A 16,995-nucleotide genomic window follows, 5' to 3' on the forward strand; every position below is an offset into this window, starting at 1 on the left:
TAAAAAGGAGCAGTGTATGCTGGCAACACTCAGAGCGATAGCTGAGTCTGTTTCGCAACAAGCGAATTTAGACGGTGCGTTAGTGTGCTTTGTGAAAATGGTAAAAGATGCCATGAATACCCAGTGCTGCTCCATTTATTTTGCCGATTATAGCCAAGACAACTTTGTACTGATGGCCACTGAAGGTTTAAACCCTGATGCTGTGGGCAAATTTCGGATAGGCTTTACCGAAGGACTTGTAGGGCTTGTTGCTCAACGTGAAGAAGCAATTAACATTGCTTTTGCAAAATCGCACCCTCGTTTCAAACTCTCCCCAGAAGTTAACGAAGAAGGCTATAACGCTTTTTTATCTGTGCCTGTTGTTCATCAAAAAAAAGTTTTAGGTGTTATTGTTGTCCAACAAAAAATGGCGCGGGTATTTTCTCAAGATGAAGAGTCGTTTTTAATAACGCTTTCTGCGCAGTTAGCTTCGCAATTAGCCCATGCCGAAATAAAAGAAGTTTTGCGCCAAGATGAGTCTTCCCATCAAACGTCTGTATTAAAAGGCGTCTCTAGTGCACCAGGGATCAGCATAGGTAAAGCATTTGTTGTTATTCCTAAACTTAACTTTAAGTCTATAGAGCTTACTAAAAATAGCGATGTTAATGAACAGCGGCGTTTATTCACCCAAGCGGTTGCTGCAACCCGTAAAGAGTTTAGTACCTTATCGATGACATTAAGCGACAGCATACCGCAAGAAGCGCTGGCTGTATTTGATGTTTATCAGCAATTATTAGATGCCAAAAGTTTAGGTCATAATGTAGAAGCGCAATTACAAGAGGGGTGGTGTGCAAAAAGTGCATTAAAAATTGTGATTGAACGATTAGTTGCGCAGTTTAACGAAATGCAAGACCCTTACATTAAAGAGCGTGCAGTTGATGTTAAAGACATTGGCTTACGGGTGCTGCATCATTTAGTGAATACCGAGCACGCAATAAAAGACTACCCTGAAAACACCATTTTAATAGCGCATACATTAACCCCTGCGATGTTAGCAGAGGTGCCCAATGAGCGTTTGGTTGGGGTTGTGAGCATTAATGGTTCAGCTAATAGCCACGCCTCTATTTTAACCCGTGCAATGGGTGTGCCTGCGATTTGGGGTATTGAAGATTTACCGCTATTGCAGTTTGATAGCAAAGAAATGATTTTAGATGCCTTTTCTGGGCGTTTATATATTTCGCCTTCGCAAATGCTTATTGATGAGTATACCGAGTTACAATACCAAGATAACTTGCTTAACAATCGATTTTTAGAAGAACAAGCACTGCCAGCAATCACATTAGACGGTGAGCATATTAGTTTATTACTTAATGCAGGACTTGAGCTTAATACCCAACAAAATAGTGCCCATATTTGTGATGGTGTTGGCCTTTACAGAACCGAAGCGTGGTTTATGCAAAAGGGGCAGTTTCCTTCGCAACAAGAACAGGAGAAGTGGTACCGCGAAGTACTTAGCAGCTATTATCCTAATCCGGTGGTTATGCGTACCTTAGATATTGGTGGCGACAAAGTTTTAGATTATTTTAATATCACCGAAGAAAACCCATTTTTAGGATGGCGTGGTATTAGAATTAGCTTAGACCACCCCGAGCTTTTTTTAGATCAACTCAAAGCGATGTTAAAAGCCAATATTGGCTTAGGTAATTTAAAAATAATGTTACCGATGATCAGTGGCACTGATGAAGTTGAAGAGTCACTGGCACTGTTTAATCAAGCTTATTATAAATTAAGCGAAGCATTTCCAGAGCAACTAATAGAAAAGCCAGATATTGGCATTATGCTTGAGGTACCTTCGAGTGTATTTATGCTACCAGAGTGGTCTAGAAAAGTTGATTTTTGCTCAGTCGGTAGTAACGACTTAACTCAATACTTATTAGCCGTAGACAGGGCAAATGCACGTGTAGCCGATTTGTTTAATCCTTATCACCCCGCGGTATTGCGCGTACTAAATAATATTGCCAATGAGTGTGAGCATTACGAACTACCTTTTAGTTTATGTGGGGAGCTTGGCGGCGACCCCGAAGGCGCAATATTACTGATTGCTATGGGTTATAGGCGTTTAAGCATGAACTTATCGTCGTTAAATAAAGTGAAATGGGTGCTTAGGCGCTTAAATGTTAGTGACATGGAACAATTACTGAGCGAGTGTTTAGCACAGCCCAATGCTAAACAAGTGTTGCGTTTAACCCGTAATTTTATGATTGAGCATCAGCTAGGTAATTTATTTTATACACCTAAATGATAGAGCTGTTATTGTTTATATAATCAATTAAAATATACATATTCTTAAATGTATTAGAGATAACTATGTATGAACTAGGACTTCTAGTTACAAGTTGTGCGTTATTAGGTTGCATTGTTGGTTTTTTAGCAGGACTTCTAGGCATAGGCGGTGGTTTAATCATTGTGCCGGTGCTAACGAGCTTGTTACTGGGTTTTAATGTGGCCGCTGCCGATCATGTATTAGTTATCGCTATTGCGACATCTTTAGCCTCTATTTTATTTACCTCGACTTCTTCAGCGTTAGCTCATCATAAAAATGATAATGTGCCTTGGAAAATTGCCCCTTGGGTAATGTCGGGTGTGGCCATTGGCGCCTTGATTAGCGGCTTTGCTGCCAGCTTTATACCTGAGAAAATGTTACGAACCGTGTTTGCGGTGAGTGTGGTTTTTATTGCTATGAGAATGGTGCTTTCTGCCCGTAATAAAGTGAGCGTAGGTCACCCGATGCCTGCAGGCCCCGTGCTAGGAAGTATTAGTGCGATAATGGGGGCACTATCTGGGTTGATTGGGATTGGCGGTGGCGCATTACTTGTGCCTATGCTGCACTATTTTTCGGTTGATATTAAAAAGGCAATTGGTTGCGCTGCTGCATGTGGTATTGTAATTGCCTTTTTTGGCTCTATTGGTTATGTCAGCGCCGGTTGGCGAGTAACTGACTTAGCGCATGGTTTTATGGGATTTGTTTATTTACCTGCATTGTTTGGGATTGTTGTTACCTCATGGTTTATAGCGCCAATAGGCGCCAAAGCAACGCATTACTTACCTGTGAATACAATTAAGAAAGTTTTCGCGATGTTACTTGTTATCATCGCTATTAAAATGGTTTTTAGCTAAAGGTTTATTTTTATGGCACTGGAATTTCCTCAAATTGATCCAATAATATTTTCTGTTGGACCACTTAGCGTTCGTTGGTATGGGTTAATGTACTTAATTGGTTTTGCGTTTGCGATGTGGTTTGCTAATCGTCAAGCGATAAAACCAGGTTCGGGTTGGACTAAAGACGAAGTCAGTGATTTACTCTTTTATGGCATGCTGGGCGTTATATTAGGTGGGCGTATTGGTTATGTTCTGTTTTATCAATTTAGCTATTTCATTGAAAACCCCTTATATTTATTTAGAATCGATCAAGGTGGCATGTCGTTTCATGGCGGTACACTTGGGGTGATCACTGCTGTTGCTATTTTTGCTTGGACACGTAAAAAATCCTTATTACAAGTTGGCGATTTTGTAGCACCTTTAGTGCCTGTTGGTTTACTTGCCGGGCGTATTGGTAACTTTATTAATGGCGAATTATGGGGCCGTACTACCGATGTACCATGGGCTATGGTATTCCCAACCGGAGGCCCGCTTGCTCGTCACCCATCACAACTTTATGAAGCTTTCTTTGAAGGCTTTGTATTGTTTGTCATATTATTATGGTTTATTAAACGGCCACGCCCTGCAGGAAGTGTATCGGGTGTATTTTTATTAGGCTATGGCGTATTTAGATTTTGTATTGAGTATTTTCGCCAACCCGATGCGCAATTGGGGTTATTTGCCGACTTTATTTCAATGGGGCAAATTCTATCGTTACCTATGATAATTGGCGGGTTAGGCTTACTTATTTGGGCGTATAAACAACCACAATCGCAAACAGCGGCAAAAGTTTAAAAGAAGAAGTTAGATGAAACAATATTTAGAATTATGTCAGCGCATTGTTGACCAAGGACAGTGGGTTGAAAATAAACGCACTGGCACGCGTTGTTTAACGGTTATAAACGCTGATTTAGAATACGATGTGGCTAATAATCAGTTTCCTATGATCACGACTCGAAAGAGCTATTACAAAGCGGCGATTGCCGAATTGTTAGGTTATTTAAGAGGGTACGACAGTGCTGAACAGTTTCGTAATATAGGTTGTAAAACCTGGGATGCCAACGCCAATGAAAATAATGCGTGGCTCAATAATCCTAACCGCAAAGGTGAGGATGATATGGGGCGCGTTTATGGCGTTCAAGGACGTGGTTGGCAACGCCCTGATGGTTCAACACTGGATCAACTGGCAAAGGTCATTAATAATTTAAAAAATGGCATAGATGATCGCGGCGAAATTATTACATTTTACAACCCGGGTGAATTTGAACTTGGTTGCCTGCGTCCATGTATGCATACGCATACCTTTTCGTTATTGGGCGATACTCTTTATTTAACGTCTTACCAACGCAGCTGTGATGTTCCACTAGGGCTTAATTTCAATCAAATTCAATGCTTTGTATTACTTGCGTTAGTTGCCCAAATTACCGGCCATAAAGCGGGTAAGGCATATCATAAAATTACCAATGCTCATATTTATGAGAACCAGCTTGATTTAATGCGAGATGTGCAATTAAAGCGCGAGCCATTTGCTTCTCCCCAATTAAAAATAAACCCAGAGATTAAGTCGCTCGAAGACATTGAAACATGGGTAACACGTGATGACTTTGAGGTGGTTGGCTATCAATGCCATGAAGCGATTCAGTACCCATTTTCAGTTTAAAAAATAAGGAGAGCATAATGAAAGCAGTGATCCCTGTAGCGGGCCTTGGAACGCGTATGTTACCGGCAACTAAAGCAATTCCAAAAGAAATGCTGCCAGTTGTAGACCGTCCACTCATTCAATACGTTGTTAGCGAAGCCGTTGCCGCTGGCATTAAAGAGATAGTGTTAGTAACACATTCGAGCAAAAACTCAATCGAAAACCATTTTGATACTAGCTTTGAATTAGAGGCAACGTTAGAGAAACGTGTAAAGCGGCAATTACTTGCCGAAATACAGTCTATTTGCCCTAAAGACGTGACAATTATTCATGTGCGTCAAGGTGAGGCAAAAGGGTTAGGGCATGCTATTAACTGTGCAGCCCCTATCGTAGGTAATGAACCTTTTGTGGTTATTTTACCCGACGTTATTATCGATGAAGTAGAAAGTGATTTAACGAAAGATAACTTAGCAGAGATGATCTCTCGTTTTGAGCAAAGTAAACACAGCCAAATTATGGTTGAACCAGTTCCTAAAGATGATGTAGATAAATTTGGTGTTGTTGATTTAGGTGATGTTGAGTTAAACCAAGGTGAAAGCTCACCCATTAAGAGCATGGTAGAAAAACCACCCGTTGACGAGGCACCTTCAAACCTTGCTGTGGTTGGTCGTTATGTGTTGAGCAAAAATATTTGGCCATTATTAGCTAAGACACCTCAAGGTGCAGGGGATGAGATACAACTAACAGATGCAATTGCGATGCTAATGGAAGACGAAAAAGTAGACGCTTATGCTATTAAAGGGCGAAGCCATGACTGTGGCAGCAAAGTTGGTTATTTGAAGGCGACGATAGAATTTGCTTTGCGCCGTGATGAATTTGCTGATGAGCTTAAAACCTTCATTAAAACATTAATCTAAATAAACTTATCATTATTTAAAGCGCCAATATGGCGCTTTTTTTGATTGTAAAATCACTTTTACATAATTTTAACTATAACTATTTTTACAGTTATACAGACAGACCTGGGTTTGTGTTGTAATCTTTATGTTAACCCAAGTTGTTTTGTAGTTAACGTGCTTTATTAAGTCAATCGCAAATTGGCTCAATTTAGTGGTCTAAACTGTTGAAAGAGAAACAATCAATGTGTGAATACAGCATAAAGTATCACCGATATCTAGTTATAGCTTTACTTATGTTAATAGGGAGTGGCTGTACAATATCGCCTGATAAAACATCGTTAAATGAACAAGTTAAAGACTCGCCCGAATATGTAACCATTACCGCACTTGAGCTTGCACAGTTAAAGGATGCCGCTTTGCAATGGCAACAGGCGCGCTCTGGTATTGAGCGGCTATTAAAGCTAGAACGCGAGCTTACATATTTAGTTGATAATTTAGATATTATTAATAGTAAAGCAATAGCGCAATCAAATCAGGCTGTTAGCAATCGCTATGCACGCTCATCAATTAAGGCTAATACATCGCCAAACCTCAGGTATGGTAATAACTACGCAAGCACGTCAGATAAAGTTGAGCGCCCAAGGCAAAGATATAGCAATCGCTACGCAAAACCAACTAATAGGGACGCTCTACAAAATCAGCGATACAACAGTCGCTATGCAAGTGTGCCTAGAAAAATGATTACAGCCCCTTCAAAAAGCTACAGTAACCGCTCTGTTCGTTCGTCAGTAAAAGCTATTAATCCAAGGATGAATAAAAAGGTCGCTTCTAAAATATCGAAGGCAACAAAAGTGGCAATGGTTGATACTAATAAAAAGGTATTTGCTTTGCAGGTAGCGTCGCTTGATTCAGAAGAGAGTGTTGCTAAGCAGTGGAAGCAAATTAATAAAAAAGCCGCGCCTCTATTCAGAGATAAAATTACTACTAACGTGGAAAAAGCCAAGGTCAATAATAAAACCTATTACCGATTAAAGTTAGGTGAATACTATAACTTTAAGAGCGCCGAGGATGATTGTGAAGTGTTTAAATTTTATAAAGTTGATTGCTTTGTTAGTAATTACACTGATAAACCAATCAGATTATAAAATTGTAATTTAAATTTTTAATTAGCCTCCTCTAATATTAATATATATCAGAAGAGGCTAATGAAATTATACCTACACATAAGAGTGTCTGCTTTAGTATGCAACATAAAAACCCCTACAAAAACTTTTCATTGTTGTTAGCCTGTGTACTTACCTTCACTTTAACAGCCTGCACTAGCACAGAAAATATTGATAAGTCTTCGCAGATAGCATTTAAACAACAGCGATTAAACCTCTCAAGCGAGGAGTTAATGCAGTTAAAAGTGTCTTCACTACAGTGGAAAGCTGCTAAAGTTGGGGTTGACCGTTTGTTAGTAATTGAACAAGATTTAAAGTTATTGATACACCGATTAAAAGTTGCTGCAAAGCAGAATCCAAACCAAAGTAAAGTCAATAAGCTTCAACCAACCTCAAAAGCTGGTGAGATAACTTCAAGTTCAGCTTTAGAAAAATCAAAGTAATTATTAGTTTAAACCCATCCAAGAAATAATCGTATGACATGCTTTTTTGAATATTGTAACGTTTATAGGTAAAAATGATTTAGCCAAAGTTTAAATCAAATAAAGGCCAGTGCATCTTCGTTATTTCAGGGCGAATTTGTGGCGAATGTAGAAACTATTAACGTGAGTGGCATGACTTACTACCGTTTAAAGCTTGGGGCTTATCAAAATCAAGCGAATGCCGCTGCCGATTGCGATAAACTTAAACAGCGCCAAATCAACTGCATTGTGAGCCATTACACCCAACAGCCATTAAAATAAATATGCATCTGGGGTATTAGGCATAATAATTGCTTTGTAACTATTATGTTTTTAGAGGATGGCAACCATGCGCCTTTTGTTACCCTTACTATTATTAAATTTAGCGGGCTGTAGCTTAACACCCCAGCCAAAGCCGAGTATAAGCACTGATGCGCCTAAAGCAGTCATGGCACCTTATACGCTCGACCAGTACGTAAATAGCTTGAGTGCCCAGCTTAGCCATATCAAAGAGCCTTTTAAAAGCACCGCATCAATTGCGGTCAGTAGCTTTTATTTAGCAGATGCCCTAGATTCTCACGTTGCTCAAGGGCAGGGGGCAGGGCTTAGCCAGCAGATTCAGGAAAGCTTAATAACCCAATTCACCCAATTAGGTTATAACACGGTTGAATATCGGCTTGAAAACCAACTTAACTTATCAGCGAGTGCAGACTCAGTACTTAGCCGCAATACTGGCAACTTAAAGCAGCGTCAGATTATTGACTTTGTCATCACCGGTACTTTAACCCGTCAAGAGCATGCTTATATTGTTAACGCGCGCATGGTAAATATGCAAACTAATCAAGTTGTATCTGCCGGCAGTACTGAAATTCCCATCAATGTGATGTGGAGCAATGAAAAAATACAGCAGCGCGGTGACTATATTTACCGCAGTGAATATTAATTAGGAGCACACATGAAACGCCTACTATTAACTTTATGTTTGCCACTAGGCTTTGGTTGTTCACAAATGACAAACCATAGTGACACACAAATTACCGACGATGCGCCTTTGTTTTTTGAGCATCGCCCTGTAGCCGCACCTACACAAAGTGACTCGCTGTATCAAAATAAAACAGCAGTGATGAATAAAAACAAACAAGTTAACACGCCAACACGTAAAAATATTAATCACTATGTGCGTGGCATCATGCAAGACATGGCTGAAAATTTACAGTACGTAAATACTAAAACGCCATTAGCGGTATCAAGCTTTGTATTTTTAGATCGTGACTACAACAATGCTGACTTAGTGGGTAACCAAATAGCAGAGAGCTTTATGCATGAGCTGCATAATTTTGGTGTGCCGGTCATTGATTTTAAAACCACCGATTATATGCGTGTAACCCCTGGTGGCGATTTTGTTTTTAGCCGCGATTATTTAGAGCTAAACCAAGAACAAAACTTTAGTTACGTGTTAGCGGGTACGCTAGTAAACCACCAAGGCGGTATATTAGTAAATGCACGAATTGTTGGCTTAGCGAGTAAAGCGGTTGTAGGCTCTGCACAGGGCTTTATTCCGCAATCGGTCATTGATGCGTTAAATAGCAGCAACAGTGCTGATGGCATCATGCTAAAACAAGCGAGTAAGTGAGGTTTACCATGGTTAACTTAGCTAAACGCTCAGCTTTAATTAGCATAAGTGCGTTATCAATATTTATTTCAGGTTGTAATTTAATGGGTGGGGCACCTAAAGCTGAGTCTGAGCAAACGGTCGTTAGTGATCTTGATTTTAATCAGATCATGGCGCAAATGCAGCGCAATGACGAGCAAGAACAATATGCTGATACAACGCAATTTAACCCAAACAAGCACCATAAAAGTTTAGTTAACTACGTAGAGCAAATGGCACTGGATTTAACCGACACCATGCAAGTAGCCCCGCAAGATGCAGCGATTGCGGTTACTTCGTTCGTTGATTTAGACGCAAGTTTAAATACAGCAAGCCAGTTAGGTAATCAGTTATCAGAAACCTTTATACATCAGCTGCAAAAATTTGGTTATAGCGCGGTTGATTTTAAAACAGCCAATTTAATTACCGTAAACAATCAAGGTGACTTTACATTCACGCGAGACACTCGAAAACTTGCAGGTACGAATATAGCCAGCCATGTTTTATCGGGCACTTTAATTTACCGTGCCTATGGGGTTGTTATTAATGCTCGCGTGATAAATATTGAAAATAAGCGCCTTGCCGCCAGCAGCCGAACATTTATACCGCTTTACGTACTAAATAAAGAAGATATATATTTATCAAGTAATTAACTTAATTTGATGCTTGATATAAAAAACCAGATGCCGTTATAATTTCCAAACACTTAGTACTTAGCACCCAACGTGGCCTCTTAGTTAAATGGATATAACGGCCCCCTCCTAAGGGGTAGTTGCAGGTTCGATTCCTGCAGGGGCTACCAATAAAATCAATGAGTTATCTCTTTTCTTTGTTTCTATATGAAATCTATGTAGTATATTTGTAGCAATGCCAGCTTTGTGCCATTTGCGGATAAAAAGTGAATTTGAAAGCCTGTTGGGTGGCGCCTTCGGCTTAACCAACCTACATTTTGACGTAGGTCGGATAAGTGGCGGAGCTACGCCATCCGACAAAAATGATGAATTTATCAGGAACAATCCAACTTACCACGTTAGCGATATAAATAACTGCTTTACACTGTAAGTTAAACCACTCTATACCGACTATCGGCTGAGTGCCAACAGTTGACATTGGTAACGCCCACAATCATGGGCTAAAATAAGCGAGGCTGGAGCAAGTCCTGACTTATTCGCTTGTTATCTTTCAGTTGCTTGATAAGCAATTAGTATTTTTTCTATATCCTCTACAGCTTTATATTGCTTGTTGAGAACTTCATCTAAAGCGTTTCCCATACCAATTCTAGATAGGTTTTCTATCTCGATAGTGCCATCACTTAACGCAACTCTAATTGATTCTGCTTCAGATTTATATTCTGAAACTAGAATAGCTAGAGCAGACAACTTTGCATTTGTTTTTTCAAACGCTAATTGTTTTTCTGATAGTTTACGAGTTCGTACTATTGCCATAAAAGAAATACATACTGCAATTAAAGCAATTGAAGTGCTTATTATTTCATAGTGACTCACAAACTCTCCTTGAAACATAACAGTTTTATCGAGGACACTTTCGCTAATTTTACGCGAAAAAGTCCTTAATACATGGGCTTCTATTATTAGCAAATAGTGTAACTCATTGCCAGCTATAAATATTATGCTTACCGTAGCTTATTTTAACCTGTAGAAAAGAGAAAAATTCCCTCTTAATCTTACTAAGTTAATGACAACTCCTCTTAATATTACTAAGTTAATTACAACTCCTCTGAATGACTACATCTCGCTCAACGAAGCCCTCCATTAAATTCTGCATAATAAAAAAAGCGAGCTATCAGTTAGCCCGCTTTATAAAATAATTTGCCGAACCCCGAACCCCGAACCCCGAACCCCGAACCCCGAACCCCGTGGCTATAACTCAGCCATCGCTAGTGATCGTAGCAATAAGCTCGCTCAGTACTTGCTCTGCTTTGCCTGTTTCTACTTGGCAAGTACCAGCATTTAAATGGCCGCCGCCGCCGTATTTAAGGCATAACTCGCCAACATTAGTATTTGAGCTGCGGTTGGTGATTGATTTACCAATGGCGTACACCACATTTTGCTTTTTAAGCCCCCACATTTTATGAATTGAGATATTACACTCGGGGAACATGGCATAAATAACAAAGCGATTAGTGGCGAATATGATCTCTTCTTCGGTTAAATTAAGGACCACTAAGTTGTCGTGTACTGATGAGCAGCGGTCTATTTGCTCTTTAGCCTGTGCGTTGTGCTCGTGATATAAAGCAACGCGCTCGGCAACATCTTCCATTTCTAGTATTTGTTCTATGCTGTGATCTTTACAGGCGTCAATTAACTTCATCATTAACTGGTAATTAGAAATTTTGAATTCACGAAAACGGCCAAGTCCTGTGCGCGCATCCATAATAAAGTTCATCAGTACCCAGTCTGTTGGGTTTAAAATTTCGTCTTTTGAAAATTGTGCAGAATCCCCTTTATCGACCGCTTCCATCATGTCAGTTGAAATATTAGGGAATTTCTCTGCACCGCCATAATAGTCGTATACAACGCGTGCTGCAGAGGGCGCATCTGGGTCAATAATGTGGTTTTTAATATCGCTTTCGTTACGAACGGTTTCACTCAAGTGGTGATCAAATGCAATATGACAACCGGCAACATAGGGGAGGTTAGTGGTAATGTCGTTGCTGGTAATGGCTATTTTACCGTCTTGCATGTCTTTTGGATGCACAAATAAAATATCGTCGATTAAATCTAAATCTTTAAGTAATACGGCACACACTAGGCCGTCAAAATCGCTTCGAGTGACAAGTCTATATTTATTATTGCTCATTTTCGGTCCATTTTTGTTTGTTTATTAATCTGAGTGTAGCAGTTTAAACTCCATTTTATATACCAGTTTTTAACATAAAAAAAGCCAAAACAATGGTTTTGGCTTTGAGTAGCAAGTGTGTATTAGTGATGTGTTATGCGCCTGGGCCACATTCCATACAATGGTTAATAATGTCTGGGCCAAATTTTAATTTAGCGTTTAAATCACGTATTGCAGTGCGTAGGCCTTCTTCAATAACAGGGTGATAAAAAGGCATATCAAGCATTTGTGGTACAGTCATTTTGTTTTGTACAGCCCATGCTAATAAATGAGCAATGTGCTCTGCTTGAGGGCCAATAAATTCAGCACCTAAAAATAAGCCGGTGCCGTGCTCGGCATACACACGCATGTGGCCTTTGTTTTTTAGCATAACGCGGCTACGGCCTTGGTTTTCAAAGCTGACTTCGCCTATTTCAAAGCACTCACAGCTGCCTAATCGTTGGCTAATATCTTTAAAGCTTTCACCAACCATGGCTATTTGTGGGTCGCTAAACACAGCGGCAATTTTAGCGCGGCGTAAACCCGCACGTACATGAGGGTAGCGGCCTGCGTTTTGCCCTGCGATTGTTCCTTGATCGGATGCTTCGTGAAGCAGTGGGATCATGTTACTCGCATCGCCAGCAATAAATATGTGAGAGTCGCCACATTGCATAGTGTGGGCATCAGCGAGTGGTACGCCACGTTCATCAAGCTCTATGCCGGTGTTTTCTAACCCTAGTTTATCGGTGTTTGGTACTCGCCCAGTTGCAGCCAGTACATAGTCAAACTGCTCAGTATGTTTAACACCTTGCTTGTCGGTGTAGGTGAGCTCGGCTTTATTACCTACTTGTTTCATATCTGAAACGTTTGAGTCGGTATCAACATAAAATTCTTCTGCAAATACGGTGTTAGCATAATCTTTAACTACTGGGTCGGTCAATGGGCCTATGGCACCACCTACACCAAAGAGTTTTACCTTTACCCCTAATCGGTGCAACGCTTGGCCAATTTCAAGGCCTATAACGCCAGGGCCAAATACGGCTACTGATTCTGGTAAATCATCCCAGTCGAATACATCGTCATTAATAATCAGTCGGTCGCCAAAATTATTAAATACGCCAGGGTAAGACGGGCGTGAACCTGTTGCTACTACAAAGCGTTTTGCAGTAATAATGGTGTGCTCATCTATTTGCACGCGGTTGGCGTCTAAAAACTGTGCGTAGCCACGAATTTTATCTTCGCTAGGTATTTCATCTACGGCTTCTACTACGAATCCTGCAAAGCGATCGCGCTCACTTTTTACTCGTGCCATAACCGCTTTACCGTCAATAACCGGTTTTGAGCTGTGAACCCCAAAGGCAGGTGCCATTTCTATTGAGTGCGCGGCTTCTGCTGCGGCAATCAATAATTTACTTGGCATGCAACCAACACGTGCGCAGGTTGTACCGTATGGGCCTGATTCAATCATAAGTACGTTTTGAGTAAATTGTTTAGCATTACGGTAGGCACTTAAACCAGCGGTACCTGCACCTATAACAACAACGTCGGTTTGCAATTCTTTCATAGTGTTTTTCCTTTAATAAACAGGGGCGTTGCAGCCCCTGTTTTATTTACTTAATTAAGCAAAGTATTTTTCTAAATCGTCTGAGCCACCAATGTGCTTACCGCCAATAAATACTTGTGGTACGGTTTCACGGCCCGATACCGCTTTAAGGCTGGTAAGTGATGCGCCAGCACCCATTACGATTTCTTCAAAAGCAAAGCCTTTAGCTGTAAGTAGCTCTTTTGCTTTTTTACAGAAAGGACAGCCAGGCTTAGTAAATAGAGTAACCGCTTCTGGTTTTACTTGAGTTGGGTTGATGTAATCAAGCATAGTGTCAGCGTCAGATACTTCAAACGGGTCGCCTGGTAAATCTGGCTCGATGAACATTTTCTCTACTACGCCATCTTTAACCAGCATAGAGTATCTCCAGCTGCGCTTACCAAAACCTAAATCGTTTTTATCAACTAGCATACCCATGCCATCAGTAAATTCGCCGTTACCATCTGGTAGTAAGGTAATGTTTTGCGCTTCTTGATGCTCAGCCCATGCGTTCATTACAAAGGTATCGTTTACTGATACACAAACAATGTCGTCAACGCCATTTTGTTTAAGTACACCAGCTAACTCGTTGTAGCGTGGTAGGTGAGTTGATGAACACGTTGGTGTAAATGCGCCAGGTAGTGAAAACACAACGACCGTTTTGCCTTTGAAAATGTCGTCTGATGTTACTGATTTCCACTCGTCGTTTTGACGCGTTGCAAATGTAACGTTAGGGATTGTTTGACCTTCAATATTGTTTAACATGTTTTTAGTTCCTCTTGATTTGTTGATAGCCATTATGGCGAACAATTAAATATAGTTCCAATCGTTTGTTTGTATTAAACTGATAGGTATAAGCTATCAGGTTGAGTGTGAATATGAACTTAAAAGATTTAGAATATGTAAAAGCCGTTGCGCATTTTAAACATTTTCGCAAAGCGGCCGATGCCTGCTTTGTAAGCCAGCCCACCTTGAGTGGACAAATTAAAAAGCTAGAACAAGGATTAGGGGTTATCTTATTTGACCGTTCAACTAAGCACGTTACCTTAACAACCCAAGGTGAACGTTTGTTGACACAAATCAACCTTATATTAGAGCAAACTCAAATATTAAAAGAACTGGCTGCTACTTCTAACCAACCGTTACAGGGCAAACTAAGTATTGGCATTATTCCTACTATTGCTCCGTATTTATTACTTACGCTGCTTACATCAATGAAAGCGGCATTTCCTCAAAGCCAGTTTTCGTTTACTGAAATGCAAACTGCTACCATTTTAGCTGCGCTGGACAGTGGCGAGGTGGATTTTGCAATTTTAGCGGATGTGCCTGAGCTAAAAAATTACCATACAATTAATGTATATAAAGAAGACTTTTTAGTTGCGGTATCTGCTGATAACGCTTTAGCTGTAAATAAAAAGGTAGCACTGCAAGATCTTCAAGGTAGTAACCTATTAATGTTAAGTGATGGCCATTGCTTTAAAGATCAAGCCCAGCAGTTTTGTTTTTCGGCAGGAGTGGATGTTTCTAGCCAGTATCAAGGTAATAGCTTAGAAACCTTATTAGCGCTGGTGGCGATGGACGATGGGGTTACGTTTGTGCCAAAACTTGCTGCAATCCTTCGAGAGGGAATTCATTATTTGCCTATTTTCCCTAATCAGCAACGTAATATTGTATTGGCCTGTCGAAAGCACTACCCGCATTTATCTGGAGTTGAGCAGTTAGCAGATTGGTTAAGCGCTCACGATAATTTAAAAGTTAAGCTAGGCCAAGTACTTTAGGGCGTTGCAACTTCCACAATATCGTTAATTTGTACGCCCGGTAAAGGCTGATCATTAATACTGACGGCAATGGCGCTATGCTGATATAGCTGCTCTACACGAATACGGTTCAAAGTGGTTATAGTATGCGGCATGGTGTTGCCTTGCGCGTCTGTTAAATAATTATGATGAGCAATACTCAGCTGTTGGCCTTTTTCTAGGCCATGTGCTTTACCTAAATTAATTACCACTTTGCTGTTTTCCATGTGCAGTATTTTACCCTGTGTGGGTAAACACGCCATGGCAGCTTGCAAATCGTAGCTTAAGGTTTGGTTTATTTCATTTATGCTTTGGCCAAAAGGTGATTGCCAAAAGCGATTGCTATTTACATCAATAATGGCTGTTTTTTCAAATGGCCAAATGGCTTGGCTTTGATAGCTTTGTTGCCACAAGGGCTCATAAGTAGTGCCATTAAATAAACTAAACTCTATTTGATAGTGACGCTGATAGCTTTCATCTTGCCAAAATGCATAGTCGCTATTGAGTTTATCGCTGGTGGATAAACTGGTAATTTGGCTTAACAACACGTATTGCGCGTTACTGCGCGATGAAATTTCCTCTAACTGACTGTTTGAATAGTCATGCTGTTGATTAAAGTAGGTATCAACCTTTATAGCTTTGTTGAAATAGGCAACGGGTATTGCACTCATTTTTGATTTTTGCAACGAGGTATAAATGTTTTTACTGACTGCTTTGTTAATGTCAAATATTTGACCCATTCTCGCTTGTTCACGATTTGTTAATTGGCTTTGCGTGACAGCTATAAACTTATTAAAGTTACTTTGTGGACATTGCTCTGTTTGCGCAAAGATATCTAAGCGTAAGGTAATTGCAAACTCATCACTGCTGCGGTTTTCACTGACAAGCTCTATTTTTTGAATTTCGCCTTGGCTACTTATTTTTAGCTGATCTTGGGTTAAAACACCATCAACAAGCGTTTGCACCGAGCTCACCCGTGCCCCAGAGAATACAAGGGCTTGGGTAATTGCATCTTTTATTGCAGCGGCCTTTGCACCGGGAATGTCGCTATTTTGAATAACCGCATGGCCTGTAGACTCATACCACTGAGCGTGGGTAAAAGGTGAAAACGTTAATACCGCAGTGGTGCTTAATCCTGCTAATACTGCTTTTAAAAACGACTTCATACTCTTACTCCAATTAAACGTTAGCGTTAATGAGTCTCAGCAAGTAATGTACCACTATTATTTGTTGTTACAGAATATAGGTATCACTGGCATTAAACGTGCATAACTGAGTTTAATTAGTTTTTAAAGGCCCTGTATGATGCGAGTAATGCCATTAATGATCACATTAGGCTGCTTAACGTTAAGCGGTTGTAGCAATATATTTGATAAGCACGTTGAATATAAATATGTTGAGCCAAATAATTACCCTGTATTAAAAGCAATAGGGTACGCGCCCATTAGTTTGCAGTCGGGAAGTAATGACACTCAAAAACAACTTATGGCGATTAAGGCTTCAAAGCTCGAGGCTTATCGTGAACTAACAGAGCAAGTATACGGGCAAAAAATTACCGCAGGTACAACGGTTGCAGGCTCTGTTGCCCAAGATGATTATTTACAAAGCAAAGTACAAGGTATTATTAAAGGCGCACAAATTATAAAAACATATGCCGTTAATGATATGTATATAACCGAGCTTGAGCTTAATATGAAACGCGTGCACGACTTGTATATAGGTGAGATAAAACCACGGGAAGTGAAAAAAGTGACTTATTACTAATTGGTAAGCTATTACCCATAAAAAA

General features: G+C 40.2%; 18 protein-coding genes and 1 tRNA gene. 14 read left to right on the forward strand and 5 right to left on the reverse strand.

What is annotated here, in order from left to right:
- Positions 1–16 precede the first annotated feature (16 nt).
- From ptsP to P20311_RS08685, 12 genes are all read left to right on the forward strand, one after another.
- Positions 17–2,281, forward strand: coding sequence for a phosphoenolpyruvate--protein phosphotransferase (gene ptsP, locus P20311_RS08635; protein WP_008111787.1), 2,265 nt, complete (start codon positions 17–19; stop codon positions 2,279–2,281).
- Positions 2,282–2,346: 65 nt separating this feature from the next.
- The gene (locus P20311_RS08640; RefSeq protein ID WP_008111789.1) at positions 2,347–3,156 is read left to right on the forward strand and encodes a sulfite exporter TauE/SafE family protein; all 810 of its coding nucleotides are present in this window, start codon (positions 2,347–2,349) and stop codon (positions 3,154–3,156) included.
- A 12-nt stretch (positions 3,157–3,168) separates the two neighbouring features.
- On the forward strand, positions 3,169–3,972 hold the full coding sequence (lgt, locus tag P20311_RS08645) for a prolipoprotein diacylglyceryl transferase (protein ID WP_008111791.1): 804 nt from the start codon (positions 3,169–3,171) through the stop codon (positions 3,970–3,972).
- Between the two features lie 13 nt (positions 3,973–3,985).
- The gene (locus P20311_RS08650; RefSeq protein WP_008111794.1) at positions 3,986–4,837 is read left to right on the forward strand and encodes a thymidylate synthase; all 852 of its coding nucleotides are present in this window, start codon (positions 3,986–3,988) and stop codon (positions 4,835–4,837) included.
- Positions 4,838–4,854: 17 nt separating this feature from the next.
- On the forward strand, positions 4,855–5,733 hold the full coding sequence (galU, locus tag P20311_RS08655) for a UTP--glucose-1-phosphate uridylyltransferase GalU (protein WP_008111796.1): 879 nt from the start codon (positions 4,855–4,857) through the stop codon (positions 5,731–5,733).
- Between the two features lie 275 nt (positions 5,734–6,008).
- Positions 6,009–6,860, forward strand: a complete 852-nt coding sequence (locus P20311_RS08660; protein ID WP_008111798.1) for an SPOR domain-containing protein — start codon at positions 6,009–6,011, stop codon at positions 6,858–6,860.
- 251 nt (positions 6,861–7,111) lie between these two features.
- Entirely contained in the window at positions 7,112–7,321 is a 210-nt protein-coding gene (locus tag P20311_RS18930) for a hypothetical protein (protein WP_008466537.1), read from the forward strand.
- A gap of 138 nt (positions 7,322–7,459) precedes the next feature.
- Positions 7,460–7,621 (forward strand): SPOR domain-containing protein, encoded by a 162-nt coding sequence (locus P20311_RS18675; RefSeq protein WP_008111802.1) that lies wholly within the window; start codon positions 7,460–7,462, stop codon positions 7,619–7,621.
- Positions 7,622–7,688: 67 nt separating this feature from the next.
- Complete coding sequence (locus P20311_RS08670) at positions 7,689–8,282, forward strand: FlgO family outer membrane protein (protein ID WP_036985013.1); 594 nt, start codon at positions 7,689–7,691, stop codon at positions 8,280–8,282.
- A 12-nt stretch (positions 8,283–8,294) separates the two neighbouring features.
- Complete coding sequence (locus tag P20311_RS08675) at positions 8,295–8,972, forward strand: FlgO family outer membrane protein (RefSeq protein WP_008111808.1); 678 nt, start codon at positions 8,295–8,297, stop codon at positions 8,970–8,972.
- Positions 8,973–8,980: 8 nt separating this feature from the next.
- A complete protein-coding gene (locus P20311_RS08680; protein ID WP_008111810.1) occupies positions 8,981–9,643 on the forward strand; it encodes a FlgO family outer membrane protein in 663 nt (220 codons plus the stop codon).
- A gap of 74 nt (positions 9,644–9,717) precedes the next feature.
- A tRNA-Arg gene (locus tag P20311_RS08685) sits at positions 9,718–9,792 on the forward strand.
- Between the two features lie 373 nt (positions 9,793–10,165).
- Here P20311_RS08685 and P20311_RS08690 read toward each other — a convergent pair.
- The 4 genes from P20311_RS08690 to P20311_RS08705 all read right to left on the reverse strand — a co-directional run bounded on the left by P20311_RS08690 (position 10,166) and on the right by P20311_RS08705 (position 14,175).
- Entirely contained in the window at positions 10,166–10,495 is a 330-nt protein-coding gene (locus tag P20311_RS08690; RefSeq protein WP_008111812.1) for a hypothetical protein, read from the reverse strand.
- 382 nt (positions 10,496–10,877) lie between these two features.
- Positions 10,878–11,810: a hypothetical protein gene (locus tag P20311_RS08695; RefSeq protein WP_008111813.1), complete on the reverse strand. Its 933-nt coding sequence runs from the start codon at positions 11,808–11,810 to the stop codon at positions 10,878–10,880.
- A 133-nt stretch (positions 11,811–11,943) separates the two neighbouring features.
- Entirely contained in the window at positions 11,944–13,392 is a 1,449-nt protein-coding gene (locus P20311_RS08700) for a dihydrolipoyl dehydrogenase (RefSeq protein ID WP_008111815.1), read from the reverse strand.
- A 54-nt stretch (positions 13,393–13,446) separates the two neighbouring features.
- On the reverse strand, positions 13,447–14,175 hold the full coding sequence (locus P20311_RS08705; RefSeq protein ID WP_008111816.1) for a glutathione peroxidase: 729 nt from the start codon (positions 14,173–14,175) through the stop codon (positions 13,447–13,449).
- Between the two features lie 113 nt (positions 14,176–14,288).
- On the opposite strand from P20311_RS08705, the gene P20311_RS08710 reads away from it, so the two are divergent.
- Positions 14,289–15,188, forward strand: coding sequence for a LysR substrate-binding domain-containing protein (locus P20311_RS08710; protein ID WP_008111818.1), 900 nt, complete (start codon positions 14,289–14,291; stop codon positions 15,186–15,188).
- On the opposite strand, the gene P20311_RS08715 is transcribed toward P20311_RS08710, so the two are convergent.
- Positions 15,185–16,372 (reverse strand): flagellar assembly protein T N-terminal domain-containing protein, encoded by a 1,188-nt coding sequence (locus tag P20311_RS08715; RefSeq protein WP_008111820.1) that lies wholly within the window; start codon positions 16,370–16,372, stop codon positions 15,185–15,187. The two genes, P20311_RS08710 and P20311_RS08715, sit on opposite strands and share 4 nt — an antisense overlap.
- A 139-nt stretch (positions 16,373–16,511) precedes the next feature.
- Between P20311_RS08715 and P20311_RS08720 the strand changes: the two genes are divergently transcribed.
- The gene (locus tag P20311_RS08720; RefSeq protein WP_010387855.1) at positions 16,512–16,970 is read left to right on the forward strand and encodes an LPP20 family lipoprotein; all 459 of its coding nucleotides are present in this window, start codon (positions 16,512–16,514) and stop codon (positions 16,968–16,970) included.
- Positions 16,971–16,995 lie beyond the last annotated feature (25 nt).

Source organism: Pseudoalteromonas sp. BSi20311, from assembly GCF_000239875.1.
Taxonomy (GTDB): Bacteria; Pseudomonadota; Gammaproteobacteria; order Enterobacterales; family Alteromonadaceae; genus Pseudoalteromonas.

What these genes read in the sequence shown, in the direction of transcription:
- P20311_RS08715 (WP_008111820.1), bottom strand. Translation starts at nt 16,372, where the DNA reads ATGAAGTCGTTTTTAAAAGCAGTATTAGCAGGATTAAGCACCACTGCG.
- P20311_RS08650 (WP_008111794.1), top strand. Translation starts at nt 3,986, where the DNA reads ATGAAACAATATTTAGAATTATGTCAGCGCATTGTTGACCAAGGACAG.
- P20311_RS08710 (WP_008111818.1), top strand. Translation starts at nt 14,289, where the DNA reads ATGAACTTAAAAGATTTAGAATATGTAAAAGCCGTTGCGCATTTTAAA.
- P20311_RS08695 (WP_008111813.1), bottom strand. Translation starts at nt 11,810, where the DNA reads ATGAGCAATAATAAATATAGACTTGTCACTCGAAGCGATTTTGACGGC.
- galU (WP_008111796.1), top strand. Translation starts at nt 4,855, where the DNA reads ATGAAAGCAGTGATCCCTGTAGCGGGCCTTGGAACGCGTATGTTACCG.
- P20311_RS08705 (WP_008111816.1), bottom strand. Translation starts at nt 14,175, where the DNA reads ATGTTAAACAATATTGAAGGTCAAACAATCCCTAACGTTACATTTGCA.
- P20311_RS18930 (WP_008466537.1), top strand. Translation starts at nt 7,112, where the DNA reads ATGCAGTTAAAAGTGTCTTCACTACAGTGGAAAGCTGCTAAAGTTGGG.
- ptsP (WP_008111787.1), top strand. Translation starts at nt 17, where the DNA reads ATGCTGGCAACACTCAGAGCGATAGCTGAGTCTGTTTCGCAACAAGCG.
- P20311_RS08675 (WP_008111808.1), top strand. Translation starts at nt 8,295, where the DNA reads ATGAAACGCCTACTATTAACTTTATGTTTGCCACTAGGCTTTGGTTGT.
- P20311_RS08680 (WP_008111810.1), top strand. Translation starts at nt 8,981, where the DNA reads ATGGTTAACTTAGCTAAACGCTCAGCTTTAATTAGCATAAGTGCGTTA.
- P20311_RS08700 (WP_008111815.1), bottom strand. Translation starts at nt 13,392, where the DNA reads ATGAAAGAATTGCAAACCGACGTTGTTGTTATAGGTGCAGGTACCGCT.
- lgt (WP_008111791.1), top strand. Translation starts at nt 3,169, where the DNA reads ATGGCACTGGAATTTCCTCAAATTGATCCAATAATATTTTCTGTTGGA.
- P20311_RS08670 (WP_036985013.1), top strand. Translation starts at nt 7,689, where the DNA reads ATGCGCCTTTTGTTACCCTTACTATTATTAAATTTAGCGGGCTGTAGC.
- P20311_RS08660 (WP_008111798.1), top strand. Translation starts at nt 6,009, where the DNA reads ATGTTAATAGGGAGTGGCTGTACAATATCGCCTGATAAAACATCGTTA.
- P20311_RS08640 (WP_008111789.1), top strand. Translation starts at nt 2,347, where the DNA reads ATGTATGAACTAGGACTTCTAGTTACAAGTTGTGCGTTATTAGGTTGC.
- P20311_RS08720 (WP_010387855.1), top strand. Translation starts at nt 16,512, where the DNA reads ATGCGAGTAATGCCATTAATGATCACATTAGGCTGCTTAACGTTAAGC.